Genomic DNA, 26,419 nt, shown 5'->3' on the forward strand with positions numbered 1-26,419 from the left:
ATGCCGACACACGTCTCCCCGCCGCTGCTGCCGATGCAATGGAGCAGCGCCTATGTTTCCTACTGGACGCCGATGCAGGCGGATGACCAGGTCACCTCCGGCTATTGCTGGTTCGACTATGCGCGCAATATCTGCCGCATCGACGGCCTGTTCAACCCCTGGTCGGAAAAGGAACATGGACACCTGCTGTGGATGTCGGAAATCGGCGACGCCAGGCGCGAACAAAGCCGCAAGCAGAAAGTGGCCTACGCAAGGCAAGCGGAGGCGGCTGGCGAGCAGCTGCAGGGCACGGCGCTGGCCGATGAGGTGACCCCGTTCCATGAGCTGTTCCTGCCGCAGGCGGTGCTGCTGGACGGCGGTGCCCGTCACGACGGCCGCCACACCGTGCTGGGCCGGGAGGCGGACGCCTGGGTAGTCGAGCGGGCGGGCAAGCCGCCATCGGTCTTTTACCTGGAGGCCGGTGGCAACCGCCTGCTGCGCATGGTCACCGGCAATGACCCGCAGCACCTGTCGGTACGCGACTTTCCCAACCTGTTTGTCAGCGACATTCCGGACAGCGTCTTTACGTCTTGCAACACCTGACCGGGCCGTGGCGCGCGCAAGGGCCGCATGCGGCCGGAGCGCGCGCCACGCCTGGCAAGTGTTTTTGTTATTACTCTCGAAGGATATTGATATGCCGCTGGTTGTTTACATTTTGGGGTTAACGATCTTTTCGTTAACGACATCCGAATTCATGGTGGCGGGCATGATGCCGTCGCTGGCCCTGGCCATGGACGAACCGGTGACACGGATCGGCTATCTGATCTCGCTCTACGCCATAGGCATGGTCATCGGCGGACCGCTGAGCACCATTATCCTGCTCAAGCTGCGCGTACCGAACAAGAAGGGACTGCTGTGGCTGCTGGGCTTTTATGTCCTTGCCCAATCCGTTGCCGCGTCCGCCACCAGCTATGACATCCTGGCCATCGCGCGGGTGGTCACAGGCGTGGCCGCCGCCACCTGCTTTGGCCTGTCCCTGGCGATCTGTGCCGAAATCGTCGCTCCCAACGCGCGCGGACGCGCCGCCGCCGTCGTGATCGGCGGCCTCATGCTCGCTTCGGTGGTGGGCGTGCCGGTCGCCACGCTCATCGACCAGCACCTGGGGTGGCGCGCCAGCTTCTGGCTGGTGGTGCTGCTGGCGCTATTGTGCCTGGCGCTCATCACCGTGCTGGTGCCGCGCGCCAAACCATCCGAAGTCGTCAGCCTCGGCAATGAACTGGGGGAGTTCCGCAACCGCCACCTGTGGGCAGCGTACGCCAGCAGCGGCCTCATCATCGGCGCGATTTTCGCGGCGTTCAGCTATTTCGCGACCATCCTGACGGAAATTACCGGTTTTCCAGCATCTTCAATCCCCTGGCTGCTGGGCATCTACGGCGTCGCCAACGTGGTGGGCAATGGCGTGGTCGGCCGTTATGCGGACCGCTACACCACCGTCATCATGGTGTGGGGCATGGTCATCCTGAGCATCAGCCTGGCGCTGTTCGCCGTCTTTGCGCATGACAAAACCATCAGCGTCGCCTTGCTGGTCGTCACGGGCCTGGTCGGCATGTCGATGAATCCCGCCATCATCGCCCGCGTGATGAAAACGGCCCATCCGGGGCCGCTGGTCAACACGGTGCACACGTCCGTCATCAACATCGGCCTGGGCGCCGGTTCCTGGCTCGGCGGCCTCGGCATCGCCGCCGGCTACGGCTTGCGCTCCCCGCTGTGGGTCGGTGTCGCACTGGCCGTGCTTGGCCTCATCAGCTTGCTGCCTTACCTCGGGCACAGGTCGCGCGATTCGGTGTTGTCGCATTAGCGGCTGACGGGCGGCTGGCATTGCCAACCGCCCGTCAGCCCAGCCCCGATGCGGAACGCCTTGTTTCCATCGCGGGATGCTGCTGCGTCATCGTTTCGTTCCTGAGCGGACGGCAACCTGTCTTGACGGCCACGCCCAATCCCGGCAAGATCATGCCGCTGGCGGACAAGCTGCCGGCAACAGCTACCCTCTAGGACTGGAGCGACCACCATTGGGCCAGGAATATTCCACGGCGATGCGCGACCTGCTTGCCGCGCGTGACATCAGGCATGCCCGCACGCCCCCCGTCAGCGGGCTGACGCGGCAGCATTTCAGCGTCGCCAGCGAGCACAAGGAACTGCAGTTGCTGGCCTGGCGCGATTATCTGGGCCGGTTTCTTGACTTGCAGGTACGGCGCCAGCAGTTGGACAATGGATTTCACGCAGAACTCGACACTTACCTGCTGCCGGACATGGCATATCTGGATAGCCGTACGGATGCGGTGACCCAGCTACGCAGCAATCAGCGCATCTCCACCGACAGCATGCGCGATTTCGTCTTTCACATCGCCGTGCAGGGCATTATCGAGACCAGCACGGCACGCCCCAGCGCTAAGGCGCAGCAATACACGCCAGGCATACTGGCCCTGGACATGAACCAGCCCATGAGCATGGCGCGGCCGACGCGGGCCCATGTACTGGCCTTCTTCCTGCCCCGTGCCGCGGTCAGCGCGCACCTGCCCGATGCCGAAGCCATCCACGGCCGCATCGTCGGCTATACCACGCCGCTGACGCGCATGCTGCCGGGTTACCTGAAGATCCTGTGCCAGCGCCTGCCAGCGCTGCCGGCAGACGAGCAAGAGCAGACGATACGCACCTGCGCCCGCCTGATCATTGCCGCATTTGCCAAGCAGCAGCGCCTGGAAGAGCATGGGCGCGCTGCCGCCCGCGCCGCGCTGCAGGGACAGATCGAACACTATATCCAGGCGAACCTGCACGAGGAACACCTGACGCCGGACGGCGTGATGCGGGCATTCCCCGTCGCCCGCTCGACCATCTACCGCCTGTTTGAATCCCAGGGAGGCCTGGCCGCCTACATCCGCCATTGCCGCCTGCGCGACGCGGCACATGAACTGACCAGCATGCGCCATCTTGCCGTGACGCAGATCGGACTGGGACTGGGATTCAACAGCGCCTCCGATTTCTCACGCGCATTCAGCCGCGCGTATGGCATGTCGCCGCGCGACTACCGTGAACAGTTCGGAATGATATTTCCTCAAAATAATATTTTGAAAAAGTGAAACAGGGTGTCAAGTCGGCGTGAACCAGGGAGGGAGAATCAAACTCCCTACACGCCCGCGACAGTTGCGGGGCCGGTTCCTACTCTCGACGGAGTTCAGCACCCATGCTTAACGACAACAACGATGCCAGCGACGCCACCCTCGCTCTGGCGCCATACAATGAAAAGGCGAACGCCGCCATCGTCAAGGCGGTACGCGCCAGTGACTGGACAAGGACGGCGGTGCGCTACGGTGAAATTTGCTTGACTTTAGGCAAGCCGGAGGAGTTCACCGAAGTCTGGAGCCAACTGGACCTGAGCAAGTTCCCCCCCGATCTGAATAACATGCCGTGGATCGGCCTTTACCAGTTCACGGGCAGCGGGCAGCGCGATGCGAATTGCCTGCCTGTCGGCGATATTGCGGTATCCACCAGACTGGCTCCGCCGTATCAGCCGCCCCGGGCGTCTCCCATGTTTTACCTGTCACCGTGCCCGGAAGCAACGCCGTCCGCCCTCGGTCCCGCATTGGCGCATCCGACGGGGTTCCGTTTTCTGGTCAATGACAGGGGCTCCAAAAACCCCAGGGACATCTGCTACTGGCAACCCATTGCGCCGGATGGCTATTACGCGCTTGGCATCTGCTTTAACCCCAGGGAGCCGGACATAAGCAAGTATTGGTGCGTAAGAAAAGACCTGTGTATGTCCGTCGACAAGATCCGGGTATGGCAGGAACACGGATGGCAAGGCAGCGGCAGCGTGGAAGCGCCGAAGGCACGGCCGGACAAATGGAAGGATGTTCAGGATGGATACGTCCTGTTGTCGCCGCTGGCGTATACCTATGGCAGCTTGCCGGCATTTTACCTGCGCCTGCCCATGGCCTGCCTCGACGTGGAGCCATTTGATTTTCCCGCCCCGCAAAAGCCGGAGCTGGACCCGGCAATTGTGGTCAACCACAAGCTGAAGGCCGGCTTGAGCCCTGTCGTGATCGTGCCGTTTACCGCCATCCCCGGTGATGCCAGCAACGTACCCGACCAGCCTTACACGTCGCCCTTCTACTTCATCGCCGCCCAGCCTTACTATTTTTGCTACAACGTTTTATCGCCGACCGGGGGCGGCACCACGACGACAACCTACCGCGTGGGCGTGACGAAAGAAGAATCCACGACCTTCGAGCGGTCGACGTCGATCACCACGAATGTCGAGGTCGGTGCCGTGTTCGAAGGTCCCAGCGCCTCGGCATCCCTCTCCATGACCAACACGTTTTCATTGACGCAGCTGAGCGGCCGCACGGAAGAGACCAGCGTCGAATACTCGGAACAGCTGATCTTCAAGGAGACAGCGCGTGTATGGCAATGGCAATTGCTGACCGACCTGGTGGTGACGCGCTCGGATGGGACACAGATCAGGCCGATCGCCTACCGGAATCAGGACCGGACCAACATTCCCCCACCGGACAAGGCGAGCCCGCCGGAAGCCATGAAAAATTGAATCGCCTTTCTTTCCCAGCAGTACAACAGTGTGTTTGACATTTCTCATCCAACCAGGAGGTTCATATGAAACTGCAACGTCTGTTTTGCCTTGTCGCCTTGATTTCGGCCGTATCGATGGCGGGTGCCGCCAGGCAGGACAAGGAAACACCCAAGGAAAATGCGGCGGCCGGCCCGGCCACCGCCAAGGCAGAGAAGGATGCCGCCGCGGACCAGGTAGGCCACGCCCCTTGCTGGTCCGCGCGGCAATGCAGCGGCAAATCCAGGCCCAATTTCACGATTGAAGCATGCAGGCGGGGCAGCTTCGGCAAGTCGTGGGGACCCGCTCCCGGTCCCGGCTGCAGGACTTTCTGACGACGATGCCTGAGCCTGCCCTGCCTGGCGGGCAACCTGGCTGCGTGTATTGCGCCGTTCTAGTTGCTGACTGGTCTGATGCGCCCCGCCCGCGTCGCCAGCCAGCACAGGATGGCGCCGCTGCACACCATCGCCGAGCCTTGCCAGAAGGCCAGTGACAGCGGCGTGCGCAGCAGGAGCGACGACAGCGCGGCGGACAGCACAGGGATGAAATACGAGGCGCCGGCCAGGATCGTGACATTGCCGTGCAAAATGCCCACGTTCCAGGCGCCGTAGCCAAAGCCCATGGCGCCGGCGGCCAGCAGCAGGTAGATGACGGCCTCGGAAGTAAACGCCATGGGGCCGCCACCTTGCAGCAGGTATTTGATCCACAAGCTGATGGAAACGAGGATAAAGAACAGCGTCACGCCATTCTTGCCCTGCGCGATGCGCGCCGTCACGGTGCAATATGCGGCCCATATCAGCGCGCCGGCAAAGGCCAGGCCATAGCTGAGCGGGTTGCCGCGCACGTTGGCCACGGTGCCGGCCAGGTCGAAGCCCTGTTCGCCGCCCAGTACCCAGCAGATGCCGGCGACGGACAGCAGGAAACCCGGCACGATGAGGAAATTGCTCTTCTGTCCATTGAACACGATGGCCGCGACGATGGTGAAGGTTGGCCACAAATAGTTCACCATGCCAACCTCGATGGCCTGGCGCGCCGTGCCCGCATAACCTATCGACAGCGCCAGGCACAGTTCATAGGTGACGAACAGCAGGCTGCCCCAGACCAGATAGCGGCGTGGAAATTCGCCCGGCCGCGTGTAGCCCACGGACAGCAGCAGAAACACCGAGGCCACGCTGTACATCATCGCCGCCCCGCCCGTGGGTCCCAGCAGGTCGGTGACGCTGCGGATCAGCCCGATAATCGAGCTCCACAGCAGAATGGCGCCCAGCCCGGTCAGGGTGGCCTTGTTGGTATTTTTCATGTTCATGTCATTCAGGTGATGCAATCAAATGCCCGGTGTCGTTCGCGAGGGCAATCCGCGGTGACAATTGTTGAGATTCCATCAATTATTTGCGGATACTATGTCTTTCAATAACTAAACTTAAACAGGTGCATTCATGTCCGTTCCCAAGTTAGTGTCCGCCAGCCTCGCCGTGTTGTTCTGCGCCACCGCAGCCGCCGGCACGCCAGCCTACCAGCCCTTCCCCAAGGGCTATGGCTATCTGGAACCGGCGGAAACCCGCGCGCTGCAGACGGCCGTAAAGACTGGAGACAACGCCGTCGTGCGCGCGCACGGCTGGCGTTTGTGGGCGGGTATCATGCAACCGGCCGCTGGCCTGGACTGGCCAGTCTGGTACACCTGGCCCAACGGCACTGACGCGTTTGCCGACACCGCGGCATTGACCGCCACTGCGGCAACCGACACGGCGGGCGCGAAGCCATCCAAGCGCCACATGGGCCGCCTGGGCGCAAGCACCTTGACTCCCGTCAACCTGAAAAACACGCCAAGCTACCCGATTCCGGAACAGGTCATCAAGGCCTATCCGCGCGCCATCACGTACGCAAAGGATGGCAAAGTCAGCGGCATCCTCGATGGCATCCACTTCGCGTTCAACGGCGATATCATGATCGCGACGGAATCGCTGAGCAAAGAAGCGCTCGATTTCATCCGCGATCCCAAACAGCCCGTCTACAAGAAAAGCACCCTGGACGCACTGTACAGCAAGGACGACCCTGCCAAGCGCGTGCATAACCTGAATGCGCCAGCCAGCTATGTCGTGACCAAACACATGTATTGGCCAGTGAAAGCCAAGGGCCTGACCGCCTTGCCCGTGTGGCACGACGACTTCAACGCCAAATATACCGGTTATGCGGGCTACGAACAGTGGCATACCGCCGTTGCCATCGACCCGGACGGCAAGCAAGTCGGCCAGATGGCGAAGGTCAGCTACCTGCATGGCGTGTACAAGCACGGCGGCACGACGCCATGGCCAAGCATCACCAAACTGGCCAAGGTGTACGGCTTGCAGGACTTCTACCACCACAAGGTAAGCGACGCCGACTGGGCCAGTTTCGACGATGCCGACAAGGCCATCATCAACGCCGCCAGCTACTGGCTGAACGGCCAGTCATTCGGCGCAGGCGACTACCTGGTCACCGTCGCCATGCACATCAATACCAAGGAAATTCCCAGCTGGGGCCTGCAAAGCGTGTGGTGGTCGGACCGCCCCGACAGCATGCCGTACGCCGCCGACCGCCCGGCCGACATCCAGGCTACGGGGCCATGGAAACACTATCTGCTGACGGAAGCCTACGGCATCCCGGAAAAAGGCAATCCGGCACTGCTCCCCGTCGCCACCAACCCGTACATCGAACTGGTGACGCACCCCGTCGGCACCAGCTGCTACACCTGCCACGCCAACGCGGGCTGGCCCAGCAGCTTTAAAGCCATGACACCGGGCGTGGCCAGCTATCAAAATCCACAATGCCCGAACCTGCGCGCCTCGCTCAACCCCAGGAGCTCCTGTCTGGCACCGTTCACCCTCACGGATTTCCAATGGATCATCCCGGATCGGGCGGTGGGGAACTAAGTAGGTCGTGGGAAATTATTGTGAAGTTATGACGAACAGAACCGGATGCTCAGCAAGGCGCCCGCTGCGACGCAGTGCAAGCACTGCTAGCAGCGGGCAACACCGCAGAGCGCCGGTTATGGAAGTCAGAAATGACAATAATTTATTACGCCCTATTTAGCATACGCAAGAAATTGCCGCAGTGTGAATTGATGCCGGGAGGCGCATCCTGACGATGCAGGCCGCCCCCTGAACAGTCATCTTTTCCCATACGCCATCATCCCGCCGAGTTCTTGGCCGCCCTGCTCAACAGCCAGCCCATGGTTTTTCATAGCCGCTACTCTCTGGTGCAAGATGGCGCGCCGGCATGACGTCGAGGTAAGGTCCGTCGATGTCTGTACGAGAGGATGGGAAGCATGCCTGGAGCCGATGGCGGACGGCAGACTGGCGGTACGCCTTGGTTTGAATAATATCAACGGGATGGTGAAAGAGGCGGCCTGGCGCATCGAAGAAGCCCGCGCTGCAGCGCCATTCAAGAATACACGCGATGCGGGGATATGAAGGCCCTGGCGTCGGCCAATGCCCTGGTAACGCTGACGGGCAACCGGCGCATGGCCATGTGGGATGCCGCGGCGAGCGTGCCGGAGCGGGATTGGATACTCGCGACGACCATTGCTGAACCTGTGCTGGAGCTGGCGCCGCCCACGGAAGCCGATGACATCTTGGCGGACTACCGGCATGTCGGCCTGACACTGGGCCGGCATCCGCTTGCTCTCTTGCGCGAGCGCCTCAATAAAATGCGCTTTATGCCGTCAGATATCCTGAACACCTTCAGCGATGGCCAGCTGGCCAGGGGCTGCGTAGCATGACGTGAAGGTATGACGTACATGCTGTTTCCTACGTGGTAATCAATGGCAAAAAGGTCTGCTTTGGAGCTATTGTGTTGAAGAAGTCAAACGGCAACAATTTCTGGAGGTCTCAGACCTTCAGGCAGTCGCTGATCGTTCAACAGCGGCAGTTCTGGCCAGTCTGGGTTGGCAGGATTTCTATCGTAACGTCAACGTACCCGCGTTTTTCAACACAATAGGCCATAAGCGGTCACTCGTGCGAGCAAGAAAAAATGGAAGATAAAATAATGCTCTTGCGGAAGATTCAATCAGCTACGCACGGATATACGAAGACGCATTCCGTTTTCAGCTTCTTGTCTTAACGGGCGCTGCGGCAGCGACGGCGATCCTGGTGCTCCTGCTGTTGGGCAGGGTAAGACGGCATGACTGATCGCAATGGAATTAAGACATTTACGTTACTTCCTGGCCGTCGCTGAAGAACTACACTTCGCCCGCGCCGCCGAGCGGCTGCACATCGAGCAATCGCCGCTGTCGCGCGCCATACAGGAGCTGGGAGAAGAACTGCGTGTTGTGCTGCTCGCCCGCGCCACGCGTAGCACACGGCTGACTCGCGCGGGCAAACTGTTCCTCGATCATGTACCGCGCGTCTTCGCCGCCTTGCAGCAGGCACGCGATAGCGTGAAAGCGGCGGCAAACGGCTTCCACGGCCAGTTGCGCATCGCGTTGTCCGACTGCATCACGCCGTCGCGCTTGAATTGCACCAGTAGCTTAGATTCTCCTGCCCCATAGTCCTTGAAAGATGAGAAACCGATGGATCGTGTTAGGTCCTGGGTGTTCTGCCAGATTCCTGGTGTGCAATCGCGTGGCTACCTGATCCACCGATGTGATCGGGGTTGGGTCTATCTCCCCTGCCCCGCAGAGACTCCTACCGCGCGCTAGCAAAAGCCAATCCGGCTTTGGCGGGCTCCGGTAGGATCTCTTCCATGGCTCAACACCTTGCAACGTTATAGCTGAGGTTTTGCGGGGCGCCGACTTTGACTTGATGCGTTGGCGGTAGATCGACAAAGTATTCCGTCATCTCCGATCGATCCAAATTTTGCGCAGCACGGCTTTACCCTGAGCATCTACGCCATGCACCTGAAAAACGTTCTTTGCCAGGTCAATGCCTGCAGTAGTCATCTCATTAGAACCTTCCGCGATACCGCAAGAAGGTTGATGTCGTTCAAAAGTCCGCATATCGGGGCAGCAAGTCTTGATCGACTAATCGGATTTCGATGGAGTTGGCGATCTTGACGTGCTCGGGATTCTCGTCCGAGAATGGCGCGTCGGTGACACTGACGATGATTGTGCCCATCTGCTTCTTGTCGGCTCCCAGAACCGGCACTAGCGCGCGAGCCTCGGGTACTTGCTGAACAGTGAGTACCCGAGGCAGGTACAACATCCAGCCGATTCCTGGGCGGTCTTTGAAAACCTTTTTGTCAAAGTAGCCGGCCGATTCAATCGTCACGAGGGTGGGATGCCAGAGTACTATGGACTTGTGAATTAGGCTTGTGACGAGTTGCCAATCTTTTGCGAAGGCGCCAGGCTTTGCACGCAGTACCACCATACTTGTTTCCGGTATCGGTCGGCCAACGTACTGAACAGACGCACCTTCGCTGCCGTCGCGGCCATTCCACATGCTGACGATACGCGGGTCCACATCGTGCTTCAAGGACTCAGCCAGCACTGCAATTGCTGCTGTGGTCGGGCCAGCAGGCCCAAAGACTTTGTAAAGGAGCGCTTCTGCTTTTGTGTTGCCTTTGAGAAGCCATCCATCCAATATCGGTGAACAAGCAAGAAGCTCAGGCACGAGCCCATGCAGTTCATCCAGCATCGTCTTGATCTCAAGCGCGCTGGCATGACGGAATATGGTGGTAAATTCGTAGGGACGTTTCATGGATTGAATACCGTTTCGATTGGAAGCCGCATGGTCATGAGTGCTTTTGAGAAAAACCGATAACTTTTAGATTGCATGAAGTACCAGCGGAGTTGAACCGGTGGCATCGCCCACTATCGCCAGCATCCCTTGGAGTTCAAACGCGCATTGGTGGCGCTGCCGCTGCTACCGTGCGCCTCGGTAGCTCGCACCGCCCGCGAACACGGTTTCAATGCCAACCAGGTGTTCAGCTGACGCCGTCTTTACGAGCAAGGGCGCCTCGGCGTACCCGTGTTAATGCGTGACGATGTGATCGGTCGGCGGGGAGTGACCAGCGTAAAGCTGGTCGCACCCATAGTTCCAGAGAGGGGACGGTCGAAGCGTCGAAGTAGGCGGCGTGCCCGTCTCTTACTAAGGCCGTATCAAATCCGGTCAGCGTGCAGTTACTGCAGATTAGGACGATGTACCAAAGGCCACTTGACTTGACCTTGTTGTCGAACAGTGATTATCCCCTGCATGGCAGGATATTTTCGTACCATCGAAGTGAGTTATCCTTCGTCAAATATCGACATAGCGAGGCAGCAAGTCCTGATCGACCAGACGAATTTCAATGGCATTGGCGATCTTGACGTGCTCAGGATTCTCATCATTGAAAGGCTCGTCGTTGACACTTACGATGATGGTGCCGATCTGCTTGTCTTTACCTTGCTCGCCCGTCGCCATGACGGGTACCAAGGCACGGGCTTCTGGCACTTGCTGGGTCGTCAGTACACGCGGCAGGTACAACATCCAGCCAACACCTGGACGATCTTTGAAGACTTGTTTTTCAAAATAATCGTTACGTGCAACTGTGATCAATACCGGCCGCAGAGAACCCGCGATAATGGACAGTAGCTCTTTCACTCCATGTATGCCAAGCCGTTTCGCCCCGACGCCTTTGTAGCTGATCTTAAACGACCAAGCGGGCCAGTCACTGTCGCTAAACCCAAGCGCCATAGTCGCGCCCTCACCCTCTCCGAGTTCGCCATTCCAGGCGCTGAGAAATCGGAATTTCTCACCCTTGAACTGCGTCTCAAGTACGGCTTCGGCCGCTGTGGTGAGCTCTCCCGAAGCGTCGAAAACCGGATACAGAAACGACTTCTCTTTAGTATCCTGCGACAAAAACCAGTTCTTTCCAAGCGCCTCGGTTTTCTGCAAGAAACGGGCTACCATTGCGATTTTTTTGACGGCAGGTCGGAACGCAATGGATGGGTTCACAGTATCACGTTTAAATAAAGATTTTATTATCATGTTATGGAATGTAAAAAGTGGCAATACCCAGCTCAGTTAACTGGGGGCGCATGTGCTTATAAGCGAGTGGCGTTTGGAAGTACCATGACAGCGAAGCTGGCGGGTTATTCTTGACAATGTTGGACTGAGCCGCGGCCTGCTTCAATGCCATATTCTCGAATATTTGTTCTTGAAAATCGTATTTAAACTCACCGTTTGACTTAAAAAACTGGTCATAATCCGCTTTTGCTTCCTGCAACAGGCACAAGCGGGATTGGAAGCCGTCAAAGTCCTTTCCTTCAAACACCCATTCCATCCCAATCAGGAAGCCAGTAATCCGGGCTTGGTAATCGCGTGCTGCTGGCGACATGCTGTGTGGAACAGCCATAAGCGTACCCTTGTCTGGCGGGCACCGGCATCTTTCTTTGGTATCGCTTCGCGTCTCGGCACGCGCGAGGGGGGTGACGCGGGCGTCTTTTGCGTCTTCTGCCTCTTTTTTTCGTTTGCGCAAGGCTTCGTCCGTGAGCACTGCTCCCGCAGCGATACCCAAGGCTAACAAAATTTTTTCCACGACTGCTGGTATTACCAATATCGGTAGCGCACCCATTAGTGCTCTCCTTCCAGTTTTTTATCCATCACCGCGATCAGTTCGTCGAACCTCTGTTCCGGCGTGGCGCCAGGCTTGCGCAGGTAGGCATCAACCAGCGGGTCGTCATGAATCCCAGGCGCGTCGGCCGCCAGATACATCAGATGTACGATATGCGGCGTGGACCTGAAACCGATTCGAATGGCGTAGGTGTACGCCGCCAGCATGCGCTCGATCACGGCCGCCCGGCCTGGCTGGATTGCCATGTCGGCACGCTTGGCCAAAAATTGGTCCGCCACTGCGATGACGAAATCGCTCATGTCGCCGGTTTGCACTGCACGCCATTGCTCCTCACTGAACGTCAGCATCGTGCCTCCCTATGATTGCCCGCTTGCCGTCGAGCAGCAAGTGCCATTCATGAATGTGGCCAAACATCGCCTCCCGCTGTGCCGGCTCAAGTATTTGTGCCAGCTTCACCAACACGCGTGGATCCCAAAAGCGCAGCAGCGCTGCGCGGCCATCTGGTAGCCGTATTTCCAAGTGTAGTTGCAGCAACTGCGCCAGGCCACCAAGGTCGTGCACGGCGAACAGCCAGGTAACGGAAGGTGTTTCTTGCTCCAGTGCGGCCACGTCTTCAAGAAACGAAGGCGCTGCTCCCGCCACGTCGACCAACCAGGGGCCTGCATGCGCGAGCGCAGCGTCGGGTGTGCCGGTAAATAGCGGGTAGCGCGTCCCATCCTGCGTCATGCGCGTTTGGCGGTGTGTCTCATATTGAACACCGTCGACCAGTGCGTATAAGCACAGCGCCGAGTGATGTTGCTGAAGTTGCTTCAGGCGTTCCAGGACGTCAATCAACATTGTCACTCCCTGATAACGGTGGTCGTGCCAGCGGCGGCAGCGGAAAGCAAGCATTCGAGGCAAATGCCGGAGTCGGTATTTGCGGCGATGCTGCCGGCGGTTTCCATCACGTCATTGTCGTCGACATCAGCCGGGTCGCCCACGCTGGACTGGTCCAACCAGATCGTCGTGATTTGGCCGGAAATCAGTTTTGCACCGCAAGCGGTCGAATCCATGTGACGCGCATAGCCATTGCCAGTGCCGTCCACGACGTCGGCCGTTCCAGATGTGATGGGGAACGTGCCCTTGCATTTGGGGCACACCGTCATGTCGCCGACGCGCGCTATATTCTTGCCATTGATGTCACAGGTGAAATCGGCGCTGATGACCGTGCCGCCATGACTGGTCTTGTCGCCCATGACAATGAAAGGTCTGCTCAAATGATGCTCCTGAATGGGTGCTGCAACGCAATAAGTTGCATTTATAGCATATTTTTCAGATACGTCAGCTAAGCACGATTCAAAATGAATAATAATGCGGTTGGATCGGAGCGCAATGAACTTTTCTTTGTTCTAAATGCGAATTGGGACTCTGATGCCGATGTAAAAGGTTGACTTGGACCTTCCCCAGCATAACGGATGGTAAATGGTATTATTTTCGATCGAGCAACCACGGCAGAATGCCTGCTACTGAGCGGTATAACGACACAATTGGCTTCGACAGCCTACCCCTCATCTACTTGAGGCGCGAAATGGGATCGACGATTTTGCATGCTGGCGTTGGAATTACCATCACGGCTAACGCGATATGGCACCTGATGGTATCACGCCAAAACGGAAGCTTGCCATGGCCGCTTAACCTCTACTTTTAGAGCGCTCTAAAAATGGGGAGATTACCCCGCCAATCAATAAGCGAGAAAGATAATCATGTTGGATAAGAAATGGTGGCATAACGCCGTCGTGTATCAGATCTACCCACGTAGTTTTCAAGACAGCAATCACGATGGGGTCGGTGATCTGGCCGGCATCATCGGCAGACTGGACTACCTGCAACATCTGGGAATCAACCTGATCTGGCTGTCGCCAGTGTACCGGTCGCCGATGGACGATAACGGTTATGACATCTCCGACTATCAGGATATCGCCGCTGAATTCGGCACATTGGCCGAGATGGAGCTGTTGATCGCAGAGGCGGCCAAGCGCGACATCCGTATTTTGATGGATCTTGTGGTCAACCACACCTCTGACGAGCATGCTTGGTTCGTCGAGGCGAAGAAATCCAAGGATAGCCCCTACCGTGACTACTACATCTGGCGCAATGCAGGCGCCGATGGCTCCCCGCCGGACCAGCAACGTTCGTATTTTGGCGGGAGTGCATGGGAATACGACGCCGCCAGCGGTGAATATTACTTCCATCTGTTCTCGAAACGACAGCCGGACCTGAACTGGGAAAATCCCCAGGTGCAGGCAGAGGTGCATCACATGATGAACTGGTGGTTGGACAAGGGCATCGGCGGCTTCCGCATGGATGTGATCGATCTCATCGGCAAACAGGTCGACCAGCAGATTATCGCCAACGGCGCACAACTGCACCCGCTGCTGCAGCAAATGCACCAAGCGACCTTGGCGGCACGTGATGTATTGTCGGTGGGCGAGACGTGGAGCGCCACCCCGGAGACCGCCAAGCTGTATTCCGACCCGGCGCGTCATGAGCTGTCGATGGTCTTCCAGTTTGAGCACATCACCATGACCCACGATACCAAGGAGGGGAAGTGGAAGCCGCAGCCGTTCGATCTGATCGAATTCAAGCAAATCATCAGCAAGTGGCAGACCGAGCTGGCCGATACCGGCTGGAACTCGCTGTTCTGGAATAACCACGACCTGCCGCGCGCCGTATCCAAATACGGCGACCCAGGCCGTTACCGGGTCGAGTCGGCCAAGATGCTGGCCACCGCGCTACATTTTCTCAAGGGTACGCCCTATGTCTATCAAGGCGAGGAAATAGGCATGACCAATGTACGTTTCGATTCCATCGACGACTATCGCGACATCGAATCGCTCAACCTCTACCACGAACGCACGGCCGCCGGCGTGTCGCCGGAGACGATGATGGCCGGCATCCACGCCAACGGGCGGGACAATGCACGCACCCCCATGCAGTGGAACAGCACACACAACGCCGGCTTCAGTACTGGCACGCCCTGGCTAAAGCTGAATCCAAACTACCCCGAGATCAACGTCGCGGCCGCGCTGGAACAACCCGATTCGGTCTTCTTCCACTACCAGAAGCTGATCGAACTGCGCAAGCACTGGGACGTCATGGTTTACGGAAAATACCTGCCGTTGCTGGAGCAGCACCCGCAGGTATTCGCCTACCGGCGCAGCCTGGGTAGCCAGCAGTTGGTTGTCGTCAACAACTTCTCCGGCGAACACGTCGAACTGGATCTGCCGGCAATGCTGCACGGCATAGTCGGGCAAGGCTTGATCAGCAACTATGCCCAGCGTGACAGCTGGACCGACCACCTCAGCCTGCAGCCATACGAATCGTTTGCTATCGCGTACGAGTGTGAGGCGGAGCGCGGGTAAAGCGTTGTTGTGCAATCACGTCGAGTCGCGCGAACGCCTGGAAAAATGGTGATGGGTGGTTAAGCGCACGCTGGGCTGGCTGCACCGCTTCCGCCGATTACGCATCCGCTACGAACGCCGTGCCAATATCCACCAGGCGTTTCTCTCGCTTGCCTGCATATTCATCTGCTGGAGATACATTCAGCGGTTTTGTTAAGCGTTCTTAGACATATGAATCGAAATTTTTATCGTTCATTCAGTCGCTATAATTGCAACTAGTTGGCCAAAATTTCTTGGCCGTTCGCTCATGACAGGCAGCAATTTTTTCCTGTTTTGTAAATCCAAATTCAACGTTATTGACAAATTTTTCGTCATCAGATAAGTTTGCATGAATATTTTTCTTGGGCCAAGAGGCATATGGCCGCATATCACTGTCTGCAAATCCAGTCTTCTCAGGTTTGCCATATTTACTTATGTAGCGCTGCAGTGGAATTGGGGAATCTGGTACCCAGCGTATCCAACTGATAGCGAGAGCATTGTCCGTGTCTTGCTCAGCAAGGATCTTCCAAGTTTTCGACCTGGGATTGTCGTTGGCGGGCGATACGTTGGTGGCCTCTTCGGCCTCTGCCTCTGTTTGGAGCTTTTTAAATGTGGGACGAGAGTCGCTGAACGCCATATAGAGAACTCCCGGAAATCCGTTCCCAGACAGCTTATAAAAGCCATCGTCCTTTGTCACCCAAGCTGCAGCAACTGGTTTTATTTCAGCCAATGGGAAAATATCTTTGATTTTTGCAAGAGAGTAACCATGGTTTATACCTTGAAAAATTTCGGCCTGAGCACTTGAAAAAATTAATAAGGCTGCAATTGTTAGGGTGATGCGAAGCTTGGTCATAGATTATTCTTTGCTATCAAAGTGAGTACATATTTTATAATATTATCGGCCCGCAGTGATATCTAACCTGCTCAGATCTGACTAGGTAAGCTTAGGATGGTCGCCAACTGTTCACCCATCGCCCCCATGTTGCCTGCTTTTTGTCCGCATACATATGCAGCATGTCCTGCAGGCTTATTCTAATAATCTACTTTGCAGCAAACGGCCAGTGCAGACGTCTGCACTGGTCACTAGATGAGTTATTTTCTTCGCATCGCGTCTGATGTAGCATCATGATGTTTTGCTGAAAGGAAATTATGGAAATTTTATTATTTGTTTGGATCGGTAATGCAGTGTTTTTGAATCGCCACTGAATTGCCACCAGTCGCTTAGACTCTTCTGATCCATAGTTCTTGAAAGATGAAGAACCGATGCATTGTGTTAGGAGCCTGGGTGTCCTCTGAAGCACCTGGTGTGCGATCTAGTAGCTGGCTGCTCAAACGACGAGATCGGGGCTGGCCTGTCTATCGCCCCTACCCTGCACAGACTCCTCCCGCGCGCTAGCAAAAGCCGGCCGTCCCTAGCCATAACTGCCGGCGAAGGATGGCATAGCTGACGGGTGCAACAGCAGAGCGCCTGCTTTCGCGCGCGATAGCGGCACAGTTGGCTAAGATAAACTAGCCCGTCATCTGCTTCGTGCGCTCGGTCACGCTCTGATGGTGGACTGGTCATCGTGAGCCTCCCAGCCCGCCCAATTGCGAAAAGCAGTATTTTGAGCGTCTGAAGAGCGTCTGGCAAACTCGTAGCGATTCAAATATCGTGTGAACTGCGATCCACGCGAGGGCGAAAAATCATCTGAAAAACTATAACCCTTTTTAGGTTACAGTTTGCCTACCATATCAATGACAGCTTCGCGTACCCAGCGTTGTCCGCTGTGGTCATGGTTGCGCTCATGCCACAGCATGCTCACGGCGAAGCCCTGCACAGGGAAAGGACATCCGACCACCTTGAGCACTTCGCCGCAATTACGCACCAGCCGTTCCGGCACCAGGGCGACAAAGTCAGAGTGCGCGACAATTTCAGGTACGAGCAGGAACGACGCCGCTGAAAGCACAACATTACGCTTATAGCCTAGCGCTGCGAGTCCATCGTCCACAGGCGTCGTGAAGTCGCCTCCACGCAGCGAGACGATAACGTGGTCCAGTCGTGCGAACTGTTCAACAGAAAGTCCTCGTCGCAGTCCGGGATGCCTATGTCTGCCGATAAGCACATAGTGCTCGTCAAACAGATGCCGGCTGCGTAAACTGACCGGAGCATGCTCGGGTGTCATCAGCGCCAGGTCCACTTCGCCGCTAGCCATCTGCGCTTCCAACTGTAACGGATCAAGATGGCGCAAAGCAAATCGCACACCGGGACCACGCTTCCGTAGCGCAACTACCAATGGCTGGATCACCGTCTTCTGCAGGTAGTCTGTACAGGCGATGGTAACGGTAAGTCGAGCCTTTATCGGATCGAAGTGGCGGTGTCCAGTCAATGTGGCGCGCACCTGATCTAACGCGTGGCGAAGCGGATCAAGCAGTTCGAGAGCCTTGGCAGTTGGCAGCATGCCACGTTGCACTGGTATCAGTAAAGGGTCATCGAACAGTTCGCGCAGGCGGCTCAATTGTGCGCTAACTGCTGGCTGGCTAAGGTACAGGCGCTCAGCCGCGCGGGTCACGTTTTGTTCCACCAAAAGGGTTTCCAGTGTGACCAGGAGATTGAGGTCCAAACGCTTTTTGCTATCCATGAAATGAATAGTAGCAGAAAATTTTTTTGATTTCACAGATACCTTGAGGCAATGCAAACTGTCTCCACTCTCAATACTCTGTGAAAGCCACGCCATGCAGTCAACCAATAGAAAAATTCTTATCGTCCATGCTCATCCCGAACAGACATCCGTAACGTGTCAACTTACCGAGATAGCTGCCGAGGTACTGAAGGCTCAAGGCCACGAGGTAATGCAATCGGACCTATACGCCATGGGATGGAAGGCAGCGTTTGACAGCCAGGACTTTCCCAAACGAGTTAACCAGAAGCGCCTGTCTTTCATTGACGAATCTGGATATGCCTTTTCCAACGGTTGCCAGACTCCCGACGTCGAAGAAGAGCAGCGAAAGATCCTGGCGGCGGATGCGGTGATCCTGCTGTTCCCACTATGGTGGTTCAGCATGCCCGCAATCATGAAGGGGTGGATAGATCGCGTGTGGGCCTTTGGTTTGGCCTACGGCTACAAAGGGGCTGGCAATGCCTATCGCTACGGTGAGGGTGGCTTTGCCGGAAAGCGCGCACTGCTGGCGGTATCAGTTGGTGGACCTGCGGACGACTATTCTTCCCGTGGCATCAATGGGCCGTTGGAGCAGCTGCTCTTTCCTATCACACACGGCACTTTGTTCTTTCCCGGCATGCAGGTGCTACCCACATTCGCGGTATATGAGACTGCTCGAATCGATGGCAACGGCATTGCTGAAGCAACTATGGCCTGGCGCATCCGAGTGAAGCGACTGTTCGAGGACGTACCGATTGCTTTCCGTCAACAGAGCAGTGGCGACTATCCAGACCAGCACGTGTTGGCCGACTACATCGCACCAACTCAGACTGGTTTGGCGGCTCACATCGCCGCGCCCGAGGAACTCAGCGCCCCTGTCCCAACCGCCTTCGGAGGGCTAAAGTAAAGACGATTGTCGTCCTCACGCATAGTACGGACGCTTCTGGCGACGCACTGGACAACCTTCCCGCGCCGAATGCCAATGACTGCTGACACAAATGGTGTTCAGCAATCAAGCAACGGCCTGACGACCGGTTAAACTAAGCCACCTGCCGTGTGGTTTGCCGGCACACAAGACCGCAGGGGTAATTGCCTGATTCAACGACGAGATTAGGTCTGGCCAGTCGCCCCCCCCTCCCCTGCAGAGAATTCTGCCCGGCACGAACAAAAGCTGGTTAAGCTTCGACGGTTTCAGGCTCTGTCGCGAGGTTTGATTGCTGCGGCTCAGCGCTGCGATGGCTTGAGTTGGAGCGCGCCATCCGTTCCTTGAGTTGGATATCGGATAGCTTGGCAAACCCAAGTTATTCGCTGTAACGTTATCCTTTAATGCCAAAGTCGGCGGTTTTGATCTTTGCCATTCGCCCGTCAGGATGGTGCCAAACAACGCCCTCAATGCGCCTGGTCACCAGATAATCGCGGATTCCCTCGAAGGTACGCGGGCAATCTTCGAGTATGTCGCGCCCATGAGGCGCAAGAATGTGTTCGGTTAAGTTTTCAGGATTAGGGCCATGCCGTGTGCCAATCTTCGGGCCGCATACCTCATAGGTACCATCGGGAACCGGCAGGTTGTGAAACAGGTTTTTGCTACCCCATGCAATTCCCTCCATGATTCTGGCAGAATCAGGGCCGATAGCTGGAACCCACCCCGGCCAATGTCCGCTGACAGGGTCGGATTCGGGCTGAGCTGGAACAAATTCAGGAGGTGGTGTGCGCCCAGCTTTGGCATCGTAACGTTTAAATACCTTACCCGATTCTACCAGGACGGCCATCCCGTCCCATTTGCGCGTAGCTACACCATGTCCTTCCATTACCCATTCCGATCCTTGCACCACCTCGTTGCGAACGCAGCGGTCGCCGTCATAGTTGCGCTGAAAAACTGAAGATCAGAATAGCGCAGTGTACGAGGCCGTTGCTGAGAAAGCAAATGAGAAAAATGTCAGGCGCGGCCTACGCCAGCGTGATGTGAAAACGGCCGCAGAAAGCGGCCGTATCGTTGAGGCTAGGCGGTGGAATAAAAATCCCATTGCCCCAAGTTTGCCCCAAGTTCGTATTTTGGCAGGATGAAAAATCCTAACTCATTGAATACAAACTAAAAATTTGGTGGGAAGTGCAAGTTTCGAACTTGCGACCCCTGCAGTGTGAATGCAGTGCTCTACCCCTGAGCTAACCTCCCGAAGCGAGGCGAATTATCGCATAGGTGTTGCGGCATCTGCAAGGGCTGGCGAGAGGAAATTTATCGTGCCCCGCTTCTTTCTCAGGCAGCCGCTGGCGGCGCCGTGACGGCGGTCCAGATGCACTGGCCTTTGGCGGCCTTGTCGAGGCCGGCGATGGATGCTTCGTGGGCGGCGAGCTCGTCGGCCGTGGCGCTCTGGAAGATGACTTCGGCCAAGGGCACGATTTCCAGGGCGGCGCCATCGGCGGCCACTTCCACCTCTTCTTCCATGCTGAGACTATTCTGGCCGCGCGTCATGGCCAGGTAGACATCGGCCAGCAATTCGGAGTCGAGCAGCGCGCCGTGCAGCTTGCGGTGGGCGTTCGAGACGCCGTAGCGGTCGCACAGGGCATCGAGCGAGTTGCGCTTGCCTGGATGCATTTCCTTCGCCTGCACCAGGGTGTCGATCACGCCATGCACTTGCTCGTGGACTGGCGGCAGGTTCAGGCGCTTGAATTCCGCATTCAGGAAGCCGATATCGAACGGGGCGTTGTGGATGATCAGCTCGGCGCCGGCGATAAACGCGCGGAACTCTTCCGCGATTTCCGCGAATTTTGGCTTGTCGCTGAGGAACTCCGTCGTCAATCCGTGGACGGCCAGCGCCCCCTCTTCCGAATCGCGCTCGGGATTGATGTATTGATGGAAATTATTCCCCGTCAACATACGGTTGTTCAGTTCGACCCCGCCGATCTCCAGGATGCGGTCGCCCGTGCGCGGGTTCAGGCCGGTGGTTTCAGTATCGAGAACAATTTGACGCATGGCAGATTCAGTCGTAAAAGCAAAAAGCGAAGGGCACAGTATAGCAAACCTGTGCCCTCCGGTTACGGCCTGCCCGCTGCTACAGGGCAGAAATTTAGTTATCAGGCACGTACCGTTTCCACGCCAAGGTTGGCCAGCTGATCGGCCCGCTCGTTACCGGGATGGCCATTATGGCCGCGCACCCAGCGCCACTCCACTTCATGCACGGCCTGGGCCGTATCGAGTGCCTGCCACAGGTCGACGTTCTTCACGGGCGCCTTGGCCGCCGTTTTCCAGCCGCGCGCCTTCCAGCCGTGGATCCATTCGCTGATGCCCTTCTGCACGTACTGGCTATCGGTATACAGCACTACCTGGCACGGACGTTTGAGCGCCGTCAAGGCTTCGATCACGGCCTTCAATTCCATGCGGTTATTCGTCGTATTCAATTCCCCGCCGTAAATTTCTTTCTTGGCGCCATCGGCAACCATCAGTGCGCCCCAGCCGCCCGTGCCCGGATTGCCCTTGCATGCGCCATCGGCATAAATCTCAACCTTATCCATCTTGCTGTTCCCGCCTTTTATTCGTGACCGGTGCGCCTGCGGGCGCCGTCGCCGGTTTCTTGGTCCACGCCGGACCGATCAAACGCATCCCTTTGACGCGCTTGATCGCCTGCACTATATACACTGCGCCCAGATATGGCCACCAGCGCGCACCGGCCTTGTCCATGAAGGCGTTGCGGCGCAGCCATTTTTCTGTCTTGCAAGCTGGTGCGTAGCAGCCGAAGTGGCTTTGGCTGACGCCCATGTTCAGCAATTTTAACCAGTCTTTCATGCGCGGCATAGAGATCAGCTCGCCCGCCTGCGGCAGGTAGTGGCGTCCCGTGACCCGCCCCAGCCCCTGGCGCGCGCCCCACAGGCTGGCCGGGTTGAAGCCGCAGACGATCACCCTCCCCTCCGGTATCAGCACGCGTTCGACTTCGCGCAAGACCTGGTGCGGCTCGGCAGCAAATTCGAGTACGTGCGGCAAGACCACTAGGTCCAGGCTTTGCGAATCGAACGGCAGCTCATCGAATGCCGACACCAGCGTCAGGCGGCGCTCCTGCGGCGGAAGCGAAGGCAGGCGCGCATCGAGCAGCCATTTGTTGGGCATGCGGTTGGCCGCCAGCGCGTCGAGCTGGGGCAAGCCGATCTGCACGGCATTAAAACCGAAGATATCGACAGTCAGGCTGTCGAGACATTGCTGCTCCCAGGCACGCACGTACAGACCGGCCGGCGTCTGCAGCCAGCCGTCAAGCGCTATAATGGATTTTTCGGATGCCACACTGTCCATTCAGTTTTCTCTTTTGCTCATGACCAATTCCCCTGAACACGCTTTATCGGTACTTGCCGTGCCCGCCTTTGCCGACAATTACCTGTGGCTGATCCATGACGGCCGCCATGCCGCCGTCGTCGACCCTGGCGACGCGATGGCCATTCTCGATGCGCTGCAAGCCCATCAGTTGACCTTGACCGCCATTTTACTCACGCATCACCACGCCGACCACACGGGTGGCGTGCCTGAATTGTTGCAGCATTTCGCCGTCCCCGTCTTCGGCCCGCGCAATGAGGCTATCACAGCCATCACGGAACCGCTTGCCGAAGGCGATGTCGCCTACGTGCCCGAACTGGGTTTGCAGATGACCGTCATCGACGTGCCCGGCCACACCAAGGGGCATATCGCCTACGTGCGCCAGCGCGACGAGCGCAGTGGCGCGCCGTGGCTGTTTTCCGGCGACACCCTGTTTGCCGGCGGCTGCGGCCGCCTGTTCGAAGGCACACCGGGCCAGATGGCCGATTCGCTGGGCAAGCTGGCCGCCCTGCCCGACGATACCGAGGTATTTTGCGCGCATGAGTACACCTTGTCCAATCTGCGCTTCGCCAACGCCGTCGAGCCGGGCAATGTGGCCTTGCAGGAACGCATCGCCATCGACACGGAAAAGCGCCAGCAAGGTTTATCGACCGTGCCATCGACCATCGCCCTCGAGAAGGCCACGAATCCCTTCCTGCGCTACCGTGAACCGGCGATCTTGACCAGCCTGAAGGTGGAAGGCAAGCTGGCCAGCGACGCTTCGCCCGTGGAAGCATTCGCGGCCTTGCGGATGTGGAAGAATAATTTTTAAGCGGATCCCTCTGCAATAAAAAATCCCGGCAGATGCTTTATGGCATCGCCGGGATTTTTTTATATATCTATTTGATCAGGATCAGATTTCCTCGTACAGCGGCAAGGTCAGGAATTCGGCGAACGATTCCGACGTCGACATTTCCTCGAAAATCTGGCCGGCGCGCACATAGGTCGGACCGTTGCCGCCCGGCGCATCGCGCTGCACCTTGGCCAGCTCTTCCGGAATCATGGCGCGCACCATCTCGGCCGTGACCTTGCGGCCATCTTCCAGCACGCCTTTGCTGGAACGGATCCACTGCCACACTTGCGAGCGGCTGATCTCGGCCGTGGCCGCGTCTTCCATCAGGTTGTGGATAGGCACGCAACCATTGCCGGCCAGCCAGCTACCCAGGTAATGGATGCCCACGTTGATGTTGTAGCGCAAGCCCGCTTCCGTGATCGGCGCTTCCGGCTGGAAGTTCAGCAGATCCGACGCTTTCACATCGATGTCGGGACGCTGTTTCTCGATCTGGTTCGGCTTGTCGCCCAGCACTTTCGTGAACTCGCCCATGGCCAGTTCGACCAGGCCCGGGTGGGCAACCCAGCCGCCGTCGTAGCCGTCAGTGGCATCGCGCGCCTTGTCGTTGCGCACGCCGCCCATGGCGATGTCGTTCTTTTCCGGATCGTTCTTGATCGGGATCAGGGCTGCCATGCCGCCAATCGCTGGCGCGCCCCGTTTGTGGCAGGTTTTCAGCAGCAGCAAGGCGTAGGCGCGCATGAACGGCGCCGTCATGGTGACCTTGGCGCGGTCGGCCAGGCAGAAATCCTTGTCCAGCTTGAATTTCTTGATGCACGAGAAGATGTAATCCCAGCGGCCCGCGTTCAGGCCCGAGCTGTGTTCTTTCAGCTCGTACAGGATTTCATCCATCTCGAACGCCGCCAAAATGGTTTCGATCAGCACGGTCGCCTTGATCGTGCCTTGTGGCAAGCCCAGTTCATTTTGCGTCATGACGAAAATATCATTCCACAGGCGCGCTTCCAGGTGCGATTCCATCTTCGGCAGGTAGAAATACGGACCGGCGCCGCGCGCCAGTTGCTCCTTGGCGTTATGGAACATGAACAGAGCGAAATCGAAAATGCCGCCGGAAATGCGCTTGCCATCGACCAGCACATGCTTTTCATCGAGGTGCCAGCCGCGCGGACGCACGACGAGGGTGGCGATCTTGTCGTTCAGCTTGTACGACTTGCCATTTTGCTCCAGCGAAATCGTCTTGCGCACGGCGTCGAACATATTGATCTGGCCCGTCAGCTGGTTATCCCAGTTCGGCGTGTTCGAATCCTCGAAGTCCGTCATGTAGCTGTCGGCGCCGGAATTGAAGGCGTTGATGACCATCTTGCGCTCGACGGGACCGGTGATTTCCACGCGGCGGCATTCGAGCGCCTTCGGGATCGGCGCGATCTTCCAGTCGCCGTCGCGGATGTGCGCGGTTTCTGGCAAGAAATCAGGACGCTCGCCCGCATCGAGGCGCTTGACCCGTTCCACGCGCACGGCGAGCAATTCCTGGCGGCGCGGCTCGAACGCGCGCGTCAGCTTGGCCACCAGTGCCAGCGCCGCCGGCGTCAAAATCTGTTCATAGCCGGGGGCGATTTCCCCCGTGATTTGCATGCCTTCTGGAAGTGCGATCGTATTTTGGGTCATGAAGTTCTCCGGTTTTTAATAAATATAGGCAAAGGTAATCTGGTGATCCAAGTATATGCTGAACGACTGCGCGGACAAGCTGGACAGAGCCGCAAAAACACTCTGCCGGGCGGCGCGTTTGTTCTATAGTATTGCACTATAAGGCATGGAAACGAGATTAAAAATCACTTCATCTATGCGTTTTTATCACAAGTGATGGCATTGCAGGAGCACAACATGGGCCAGTTCAGACAAATATCAACGTTCGTGGAGGTGGTCGCCAAAGGCAGCCTGTCGGCTGCCGCCCGTGCGGAAGGGATCGCCCCGGCCATGATAGGCCGGCGCCTCGATGCGCTGGAGCAGCGCCTGGGAGTCAAATTGCTGCAGCGTACGACGCGCAAGCTGGCCTTGACGAATGAAGGCGCCGCCTTCCTGGAGGATTGCCAGCGCATCCTCGGCGAACTGGAAGAGGCGGAAGCGGCCGTGGCCGAGCGCAGCGTGAAGGCCAGCGGCCATTTGCTCATTTCCGCGCCGGCCGGCTTCGGCCGCCAGCACGTGGCGCCCCTGATCCCCTCGTTTGTCGCCGAGCACCGCGACGTGACGGTGTCGCTGAACCTGAACGACCGCCTCGTCGACCTGATCGGCGAAGGTATCGATGTGGCCATCCGCATCGCCAGCCTGTCCGATTCTTCGCTGGTGAGCACCAAGCTGGCCGACAACCAGCGCGTGCTGGTCGGCTCGCCCGCCTACCTGAAACGGGCGGGCACGCCGCGCATCCCGGCCGATCTGGCGAAACACAATTGCCTGGCGATCAGCAGCGAAGGCAGCCAGCGGGGCTGGACCTTCCGCGAAAACGGCAAGAACGTGATTCTGAAGGTGGCGGGCAATATGGTCTGCAACGATGGCGAAGTGCTGCACGACTGGGCACTGGCCGGCAAGGGTCTGGCCTGGCGCTCGATGTGGGAAGTGGGTGCCGAAATCGCCTCGGGACAACTGGTAACGGTGCTCGATCAGTTCGCCGCGCCGGGCAATGACATCTACGCCGTGTTCGCCCAGCGCCGCCACTTGCCGCTGCGCATACGGGCGTTCGTGGATTTTTTAAGGCATTCGTATGCCCAGCCAGATTACTGGCGCGAACGGGCTATCTGAGGACGCGGGACCAAACCTGCTGCGCGTCGGCATAGGCGGCCTGTGATGCTCACTGCCTCGCCCCCCCGTACTTTACCCGCTCGCGACGGTTTTGTCCGGCGTCGCGACGTATGTGGAAACAACCTTGGCAGCCGGATCAGCATTAGTTGGCATAGGTCGGCGTAGGTCGGCATAGGTCGGCGTAGGTCGGCGTAGGTCGGCGTAGGTCGGCTTAGCGTAGCGTAAGCCGACACATCCCCATTGTCGGTTTACGCGGCGATGCAAACATGCCAAAAAGAACGCGCAGCCCACGCAAAACCGGTGCCTCACGGAAATTCAGGC

The 26,419-nt window shown here is 57.8% G+C and carries 27 protein-coding genes, 1 tRNA gene and 3 pseudogenes; 15 read left to right on the forward strand and 16 right to left on the reverse strand.

The genetic code is table 11. The features are described 5' to 3' along the window. The 6 genes from vioE to U0004_RS17570 all read left to right on the forward strand — a co-directional run bounded on the left by vioE (position 1) and on the right by U0004_RS17570 (position 4,935). A complete protein-coding gene (gene vioE / locus U0004_RS17545; protein ID WP_070256918.1) occupies positions 1-582 on the forward strand; it encodes a violacein biosynthesis enzyme VioE in 582 nt (193 codons plus the stop codon). A gap of 91 nt (positions 583-673) precedes the next feature. Next, on the forward strand, positions 674-1,837 hold the full coding sequence (locus tag U0004_RS17550; protein ID WP_070256915.1) for an MFS transporter: 1,164 nt from the start codon (positions 674-676) through the stop codon (positions 1,835-1,837). Positions 1,838-1,857: 20 nt separating this feature from the next. Further along, positions 1,858-2,031 (forward strand): hypothetical protein, encoded by a 174-nt coding sequence (locus U0004_RS17555; RefSeq protein WP_167468667.1) that lies wholly within the window; start codon positions 1,858-1,860, stop codon positions 2,029-2,031. Positions 2,032-2,072: 41 nt separating this feature from the next. Beyond that, complete coding sequence (locus tag U0004_RS17560; protein ID WP_081345668.1) at positions 2,073-3,116, forward strand: helix-turn-helix domain-containing protein; 1,044 nt, start codon at positions 2,073-2,075, stop codon at positions 3,114-3,116. Positions 3,117-3,220: 104 nt separating this feature from the next. Then, complete coding sequence (locus U0004_RS17565; RefSeq protein WP_071653683.1) at positions 3,221-4,582, forward strand: Vps62-related protein; 1,362 nt, start codon at positions 3,221-3,223, stop codon at positions 4,580-4,582. A gap of 65 nt (positions 4,583-4,647) precedes the next feature. Further along, positions 4,648-4,935, forward strand: coding sequence for a hypothetical protein (locus U0004_RS17570; RefSeq protein ID WP_070256911.1), 288 nt, complete (start codon positions 4,648-4,650; stop codon positions 4,933-4,935). Between the two features lie 59 nt (positions 4,936-4,994). Here the strand turns inward: U0004_RS17570 and yddG are convergent, their stop codons facing one another. Continuing rightward, the gene (gene yddG / locus U0004_RS17575) at positions 4,995-5,900 is read right to left on the reverse strand and encodes an aromatic amino acid DMT transporter YddG (RefSeq protein ID WP_070257078.1); all 906 of its coding nucleotides are present in this window, start codon (positions 5,898-5,900) and stop codon (positions 4,995-4,997) included. A gap of 136 nt (positions 5,901-6,036) precedes the next feature. Between yddG and U0004_RS17580 the strand changes: the two genes are divergently transcribed. The 4 genes and pseudogenes from U0004_RS17580 to U0004_RS17595 all read left to right on the forward strand — a co-directional run. Beyond that, positions 6,037-7,509, forward strand: coding sequence for a hypothetical protein (locus U0004_RS17580; protein ID WP_070256909.1), 1,473 nt, complete (start codon positions 6,037-6,039; stop codon positions 7,507-7,509). A gap of 408 nt (positions 7,510-7,917) precedes the next feature. Further along, positions 7,918-8,049: a hypothetical protein gene (locus U0004_RS17585; protein WP_231958142.1), complete on the forward strand. Its 132-nt coding sequence runs from the start codon at positions 7,918-7,920 to the stop codon at positions 8,047-8,049. Continuing rightward, complete coding sequence (locus U0004_RS17590) at positions 8,046-8,357, forward strand: hypothetical protein (RefSeq protein WP_070256905.1); 312 nt, start codon at positions 8,046-8,048, stop codon at positions 8,355-8,357. Before U0004_RS17585 ends, U0004_RS17590 begins: the two co-directional genes overlap by 4 nt. Before the next feature lie 414 nt (positions 8,358-8,771). Continuing rightward, positions 8,772-9,089 (forward strand): annotated as a pseudogene (locus U0004_RS17595) (LysR family transcriptional regulator); the annotation flags it as partial. Between the two features lie 298 nt (positions 9,090-9,387). On the opposite strand, the pseudogene U0004_RS30105 reads toward U0004_RS17595, so the two are convergent. From U0004_RS30105 to U0004_RS17625, 7 genes and pseudogenes are all read right to left on the reverse strand, one after another. Beyond that, positions 9,388-9,572 (reverse strand): annotated as a pseudogene (locus U0004_RS30105) (hypothetical protein); the annotation flags it as partial. After that, positions 9,559-10,272 (reverse strand): immunity 52 family protein, encoded by a 714-nt coding sequence (locus tag U0004_RS17600; RefSeq protein WP_070256902.1) that lies wholly within the window; start codon positions 10,270-10,272, stop codon positions 9,559-9,561. The gene U0004_RS17600 and the pseudogene U0004_RS30105, both read right to left, overlap by 14 nt. A 537-nt stretch (positions 10,273-10,809) precedes the next feature. Further along, entirely contained in the window at positions 10,810-11,508 is a 699-nt protein-coding gene (locus U0004_RS17605) for an immunity 52 family protein (RefSeq protein WP_167468669.1), read from the reverse strand. 34 nt (positions 11,509-11,542) lie between these two features. After that, the gene (locus tag U0004_RS17610; protein ID WP_070256897.1) at positions 11,543-12,127 is read right to left on the reverse strand and encodes a Tox-REase-5 domain-containing protein; all 585 of its coding nucleotides are present in this window, start codon (positions 12,125-12,127) and stop codon (positions 11,543-11,545) included. Continuing rightward, on the reverse strand, positions 12,127-12,474 hold the full coding sequence (locus U0004_RS17615) for a hypothetical protein (protein WP_070256895.1): 348 nt from the start codon (positions 12,472-12,474) through the stop codon (positions 12,127-12,129). The genes U0004_RS17610 and U0004_RS17615 overlap by 1 nt, the downstream gene beginning before the upstream one ends. Beyond that, on the reverse strand, positions 12,458-12,964 hold the full coding sequence (locus U0004_RS17620; protein WP_070256893.1) for a DUF4123 domain-containing protein: 507 nt from the start codon (positions 12,962-12,964) through the stop codon (positions 12,458-12,460). Before U0004_RS17620 ends, U0004_RS17615 begins: the two co-directional genes overlap by 17 nt. Positions 12,965-12,966: 2 nt before the next feature. Further along, entirely contained in the window at positions 12,967-13,383 is a 417-nt protein-coding gene (locus tag U0004_RS17625; RefSeq protein ID WP_070256890.1) for a PAAR domain-containing protein, read from the reverse strand. 486 nt (positions 13,384-13,869) lie between these two features. Between U0004_RS17625 and U0004_RS17630 the strand changes: the two genes are divergently transcribed. Continuing rightward, the gene (locus U0004_RS17630) at positions 13,870-15,528 is read left to right on the forward strand and encodes a glycoside hydrolase family 13 protein (RefSeq protein ID WP_167468670.1); all 1,659 of its coding nucleotides are present in this window, start codon (positions 13,870-13,872) and stop codon (positions 15,526-15,528) included. Between the two features lie 52 nt (positions 15,529-15,580). After that, positions 15,581-15,724, forward strand: a pseudogene (locus U0004_RS17635) (IS5/IS1182 family transposase); the annotation flags it as partial. Between the two features lie 39 nt (positions 15,725-15,763). Here the strand turns inward: U0004_RS17635 and U0004_RS17640 are convergent. Together U0004_RS17640 and U0004_RS17645 are read right to left on the reverse strand one after the other, a co-directional pair. Continuing rightward, a complete protein-coding gene (locus tag U0004_RS17640; RefSeq protein WP_139144074.1) occupies positions 15,764-16,399 on the reverse strand; it encodes a hypothetical protein in 636 nt (211 codons plus the stop codon). An 859-nt stretch (positions 16,400-17,258) separates the two neighbouring features. Continuing rightward, the gene (locus U0004_RS17645) at positions 17,259-18,221 is read right to left on the reverse strand and encodes a LysR family transcriptional regulator (protein ID WP_256608826.1); all 963 of its coding nucleotides are present in this window, start codon (positions 18,219-18,221) and stop codon (positions 17,259-17,261) included. Between the two features lie 37 nt (positions 18,222-18,258). Between U0004_RS17645 and U0004_RS17650 the strand changes: the two genes are divergently transcribed. Then, complete coding sequence (locus U0004_RS17650; RefSeq protein WP_115057519.1) at positions 18,259-19,089, forward strand: NAD(P)H-dependent oxidoreductase; 831 nt, start codon at positions 18,259-18,261, stop codon at positions 19,087-19,089. A gap of 409 nt (positions 19,090-19,498) precedes the next feature. On the opposite strand, the gene U0004_RS17655 is transcribed toward U0004_RS17650, so the two are convergent. The 5 genes from U0004_RS17655 to U0004_RS17675 form a co-directional block, all read right to left on the reverse strand. Next, complete coding sequence (locus tag U0004_RS17655) at positions 19,499-19,990, reverse strand: hypothetical protein (protein WP_174718103.1); 492 nt, start codon at positions 19,988-19,990, stop codon at positions 19,499-19,501. Positions 19,991-20,280: 290 nt separating this feature from the next. Next, positions 20,281-20,355: transfer RNA gene (locus U0004_RS17660), tRNA-Val, on the reverse strand. Between the two features lie 81 nt (positions 20,356-20,436). Further along, entirely contained in the window at positions 20,437-21,153 is a 717-nt protein-coding gene (dnaQ, locus tag U0004_RS17665) for a DNA polymerase III subunit epsilon (RefSeq protein WP_070255875.1), read from the reverse strand. A 101-nt stretch (positions 21,154-21,254) separates the two neighbouring features. Continuing rightward, entirely contained in the window at positions 21,255-21,692 is a 438-nt protein-coding gene (rnhA, locus tag U0004_RS17670) for a ribonuclease HI (RefSeq protein WP_034784447.1), read from the reverse strand. Further along, positions 21,685-22,461, reverse strand: a complete 777-nt coding sequence (locus tag U0004_RS17675; protein ID WP_070255872.1) for a class I SAM-dependent methyltransferase — start codon at positions 22,459-22,461, stop codon at positions 21,685-21,687. Before U0004_RS17675 ends, rnhA begins: the two co-directional genes overlap by 8 nt. 19 nt (positions 22,462-22,480) lie before the next feature. Here U0004_RS17675 and gloB point away from each other — a divergent pair, with 19 nt between their 5' ends. Beyond that, a complete protein-coding gene (gene gloB / locus U0004_RS17680) occupies positions 22,481-23,290 on the forward strand; it encodes a hydroxyacylglutathione hydrolase (protein ID WP_070255869.1) in 810 nt (269 codons plus the stop codon). An 81-nt stretch (positions 23,291-23,371) separates the two neighbouring features. On the opposite strand, the gene aceB is transcribed toward gloB, so the two are convergent. Then, positions 23,372-24,970, reverse strand: a complete 1,599-nt coding sequence (aceB, locus tag U0004_RS17685; RefSeq protein WP_070255867.1) for a malate synthase A — start codon at positions 24,968-24,970, stop codon at positions 23,372-23,374. Positions 24,971-25,186: 216 nt separating this feature from the next. Here aceB and U0004_RS17690 point away from each other — a divergent pair, with 216 nt between their 5' ends. Continuing rightward, on the forward strand, positions 25,187-26,098 hold the full coding sequence (locus U0004_RS17690; RefSeq protein ID WP_034784477.1) for a LysR family transcriptional regulator: 912 nt from the start codon (positions 25,187-25,189) through the stop codon (positions 26,096-26,098). Positions 26,099-26,419 lie beyond the last annotated feature (321 nt).

It is taken from the genome of Janthinobacterium lividum (assembly GCF_034424625.1).
GTDB lineage: Bacteria > Pseudomonadota > Gammaproteobacteria > Burkholderiales > Burkholderiaceae_D > Janthinobacterium > Janthinobacterium lividum.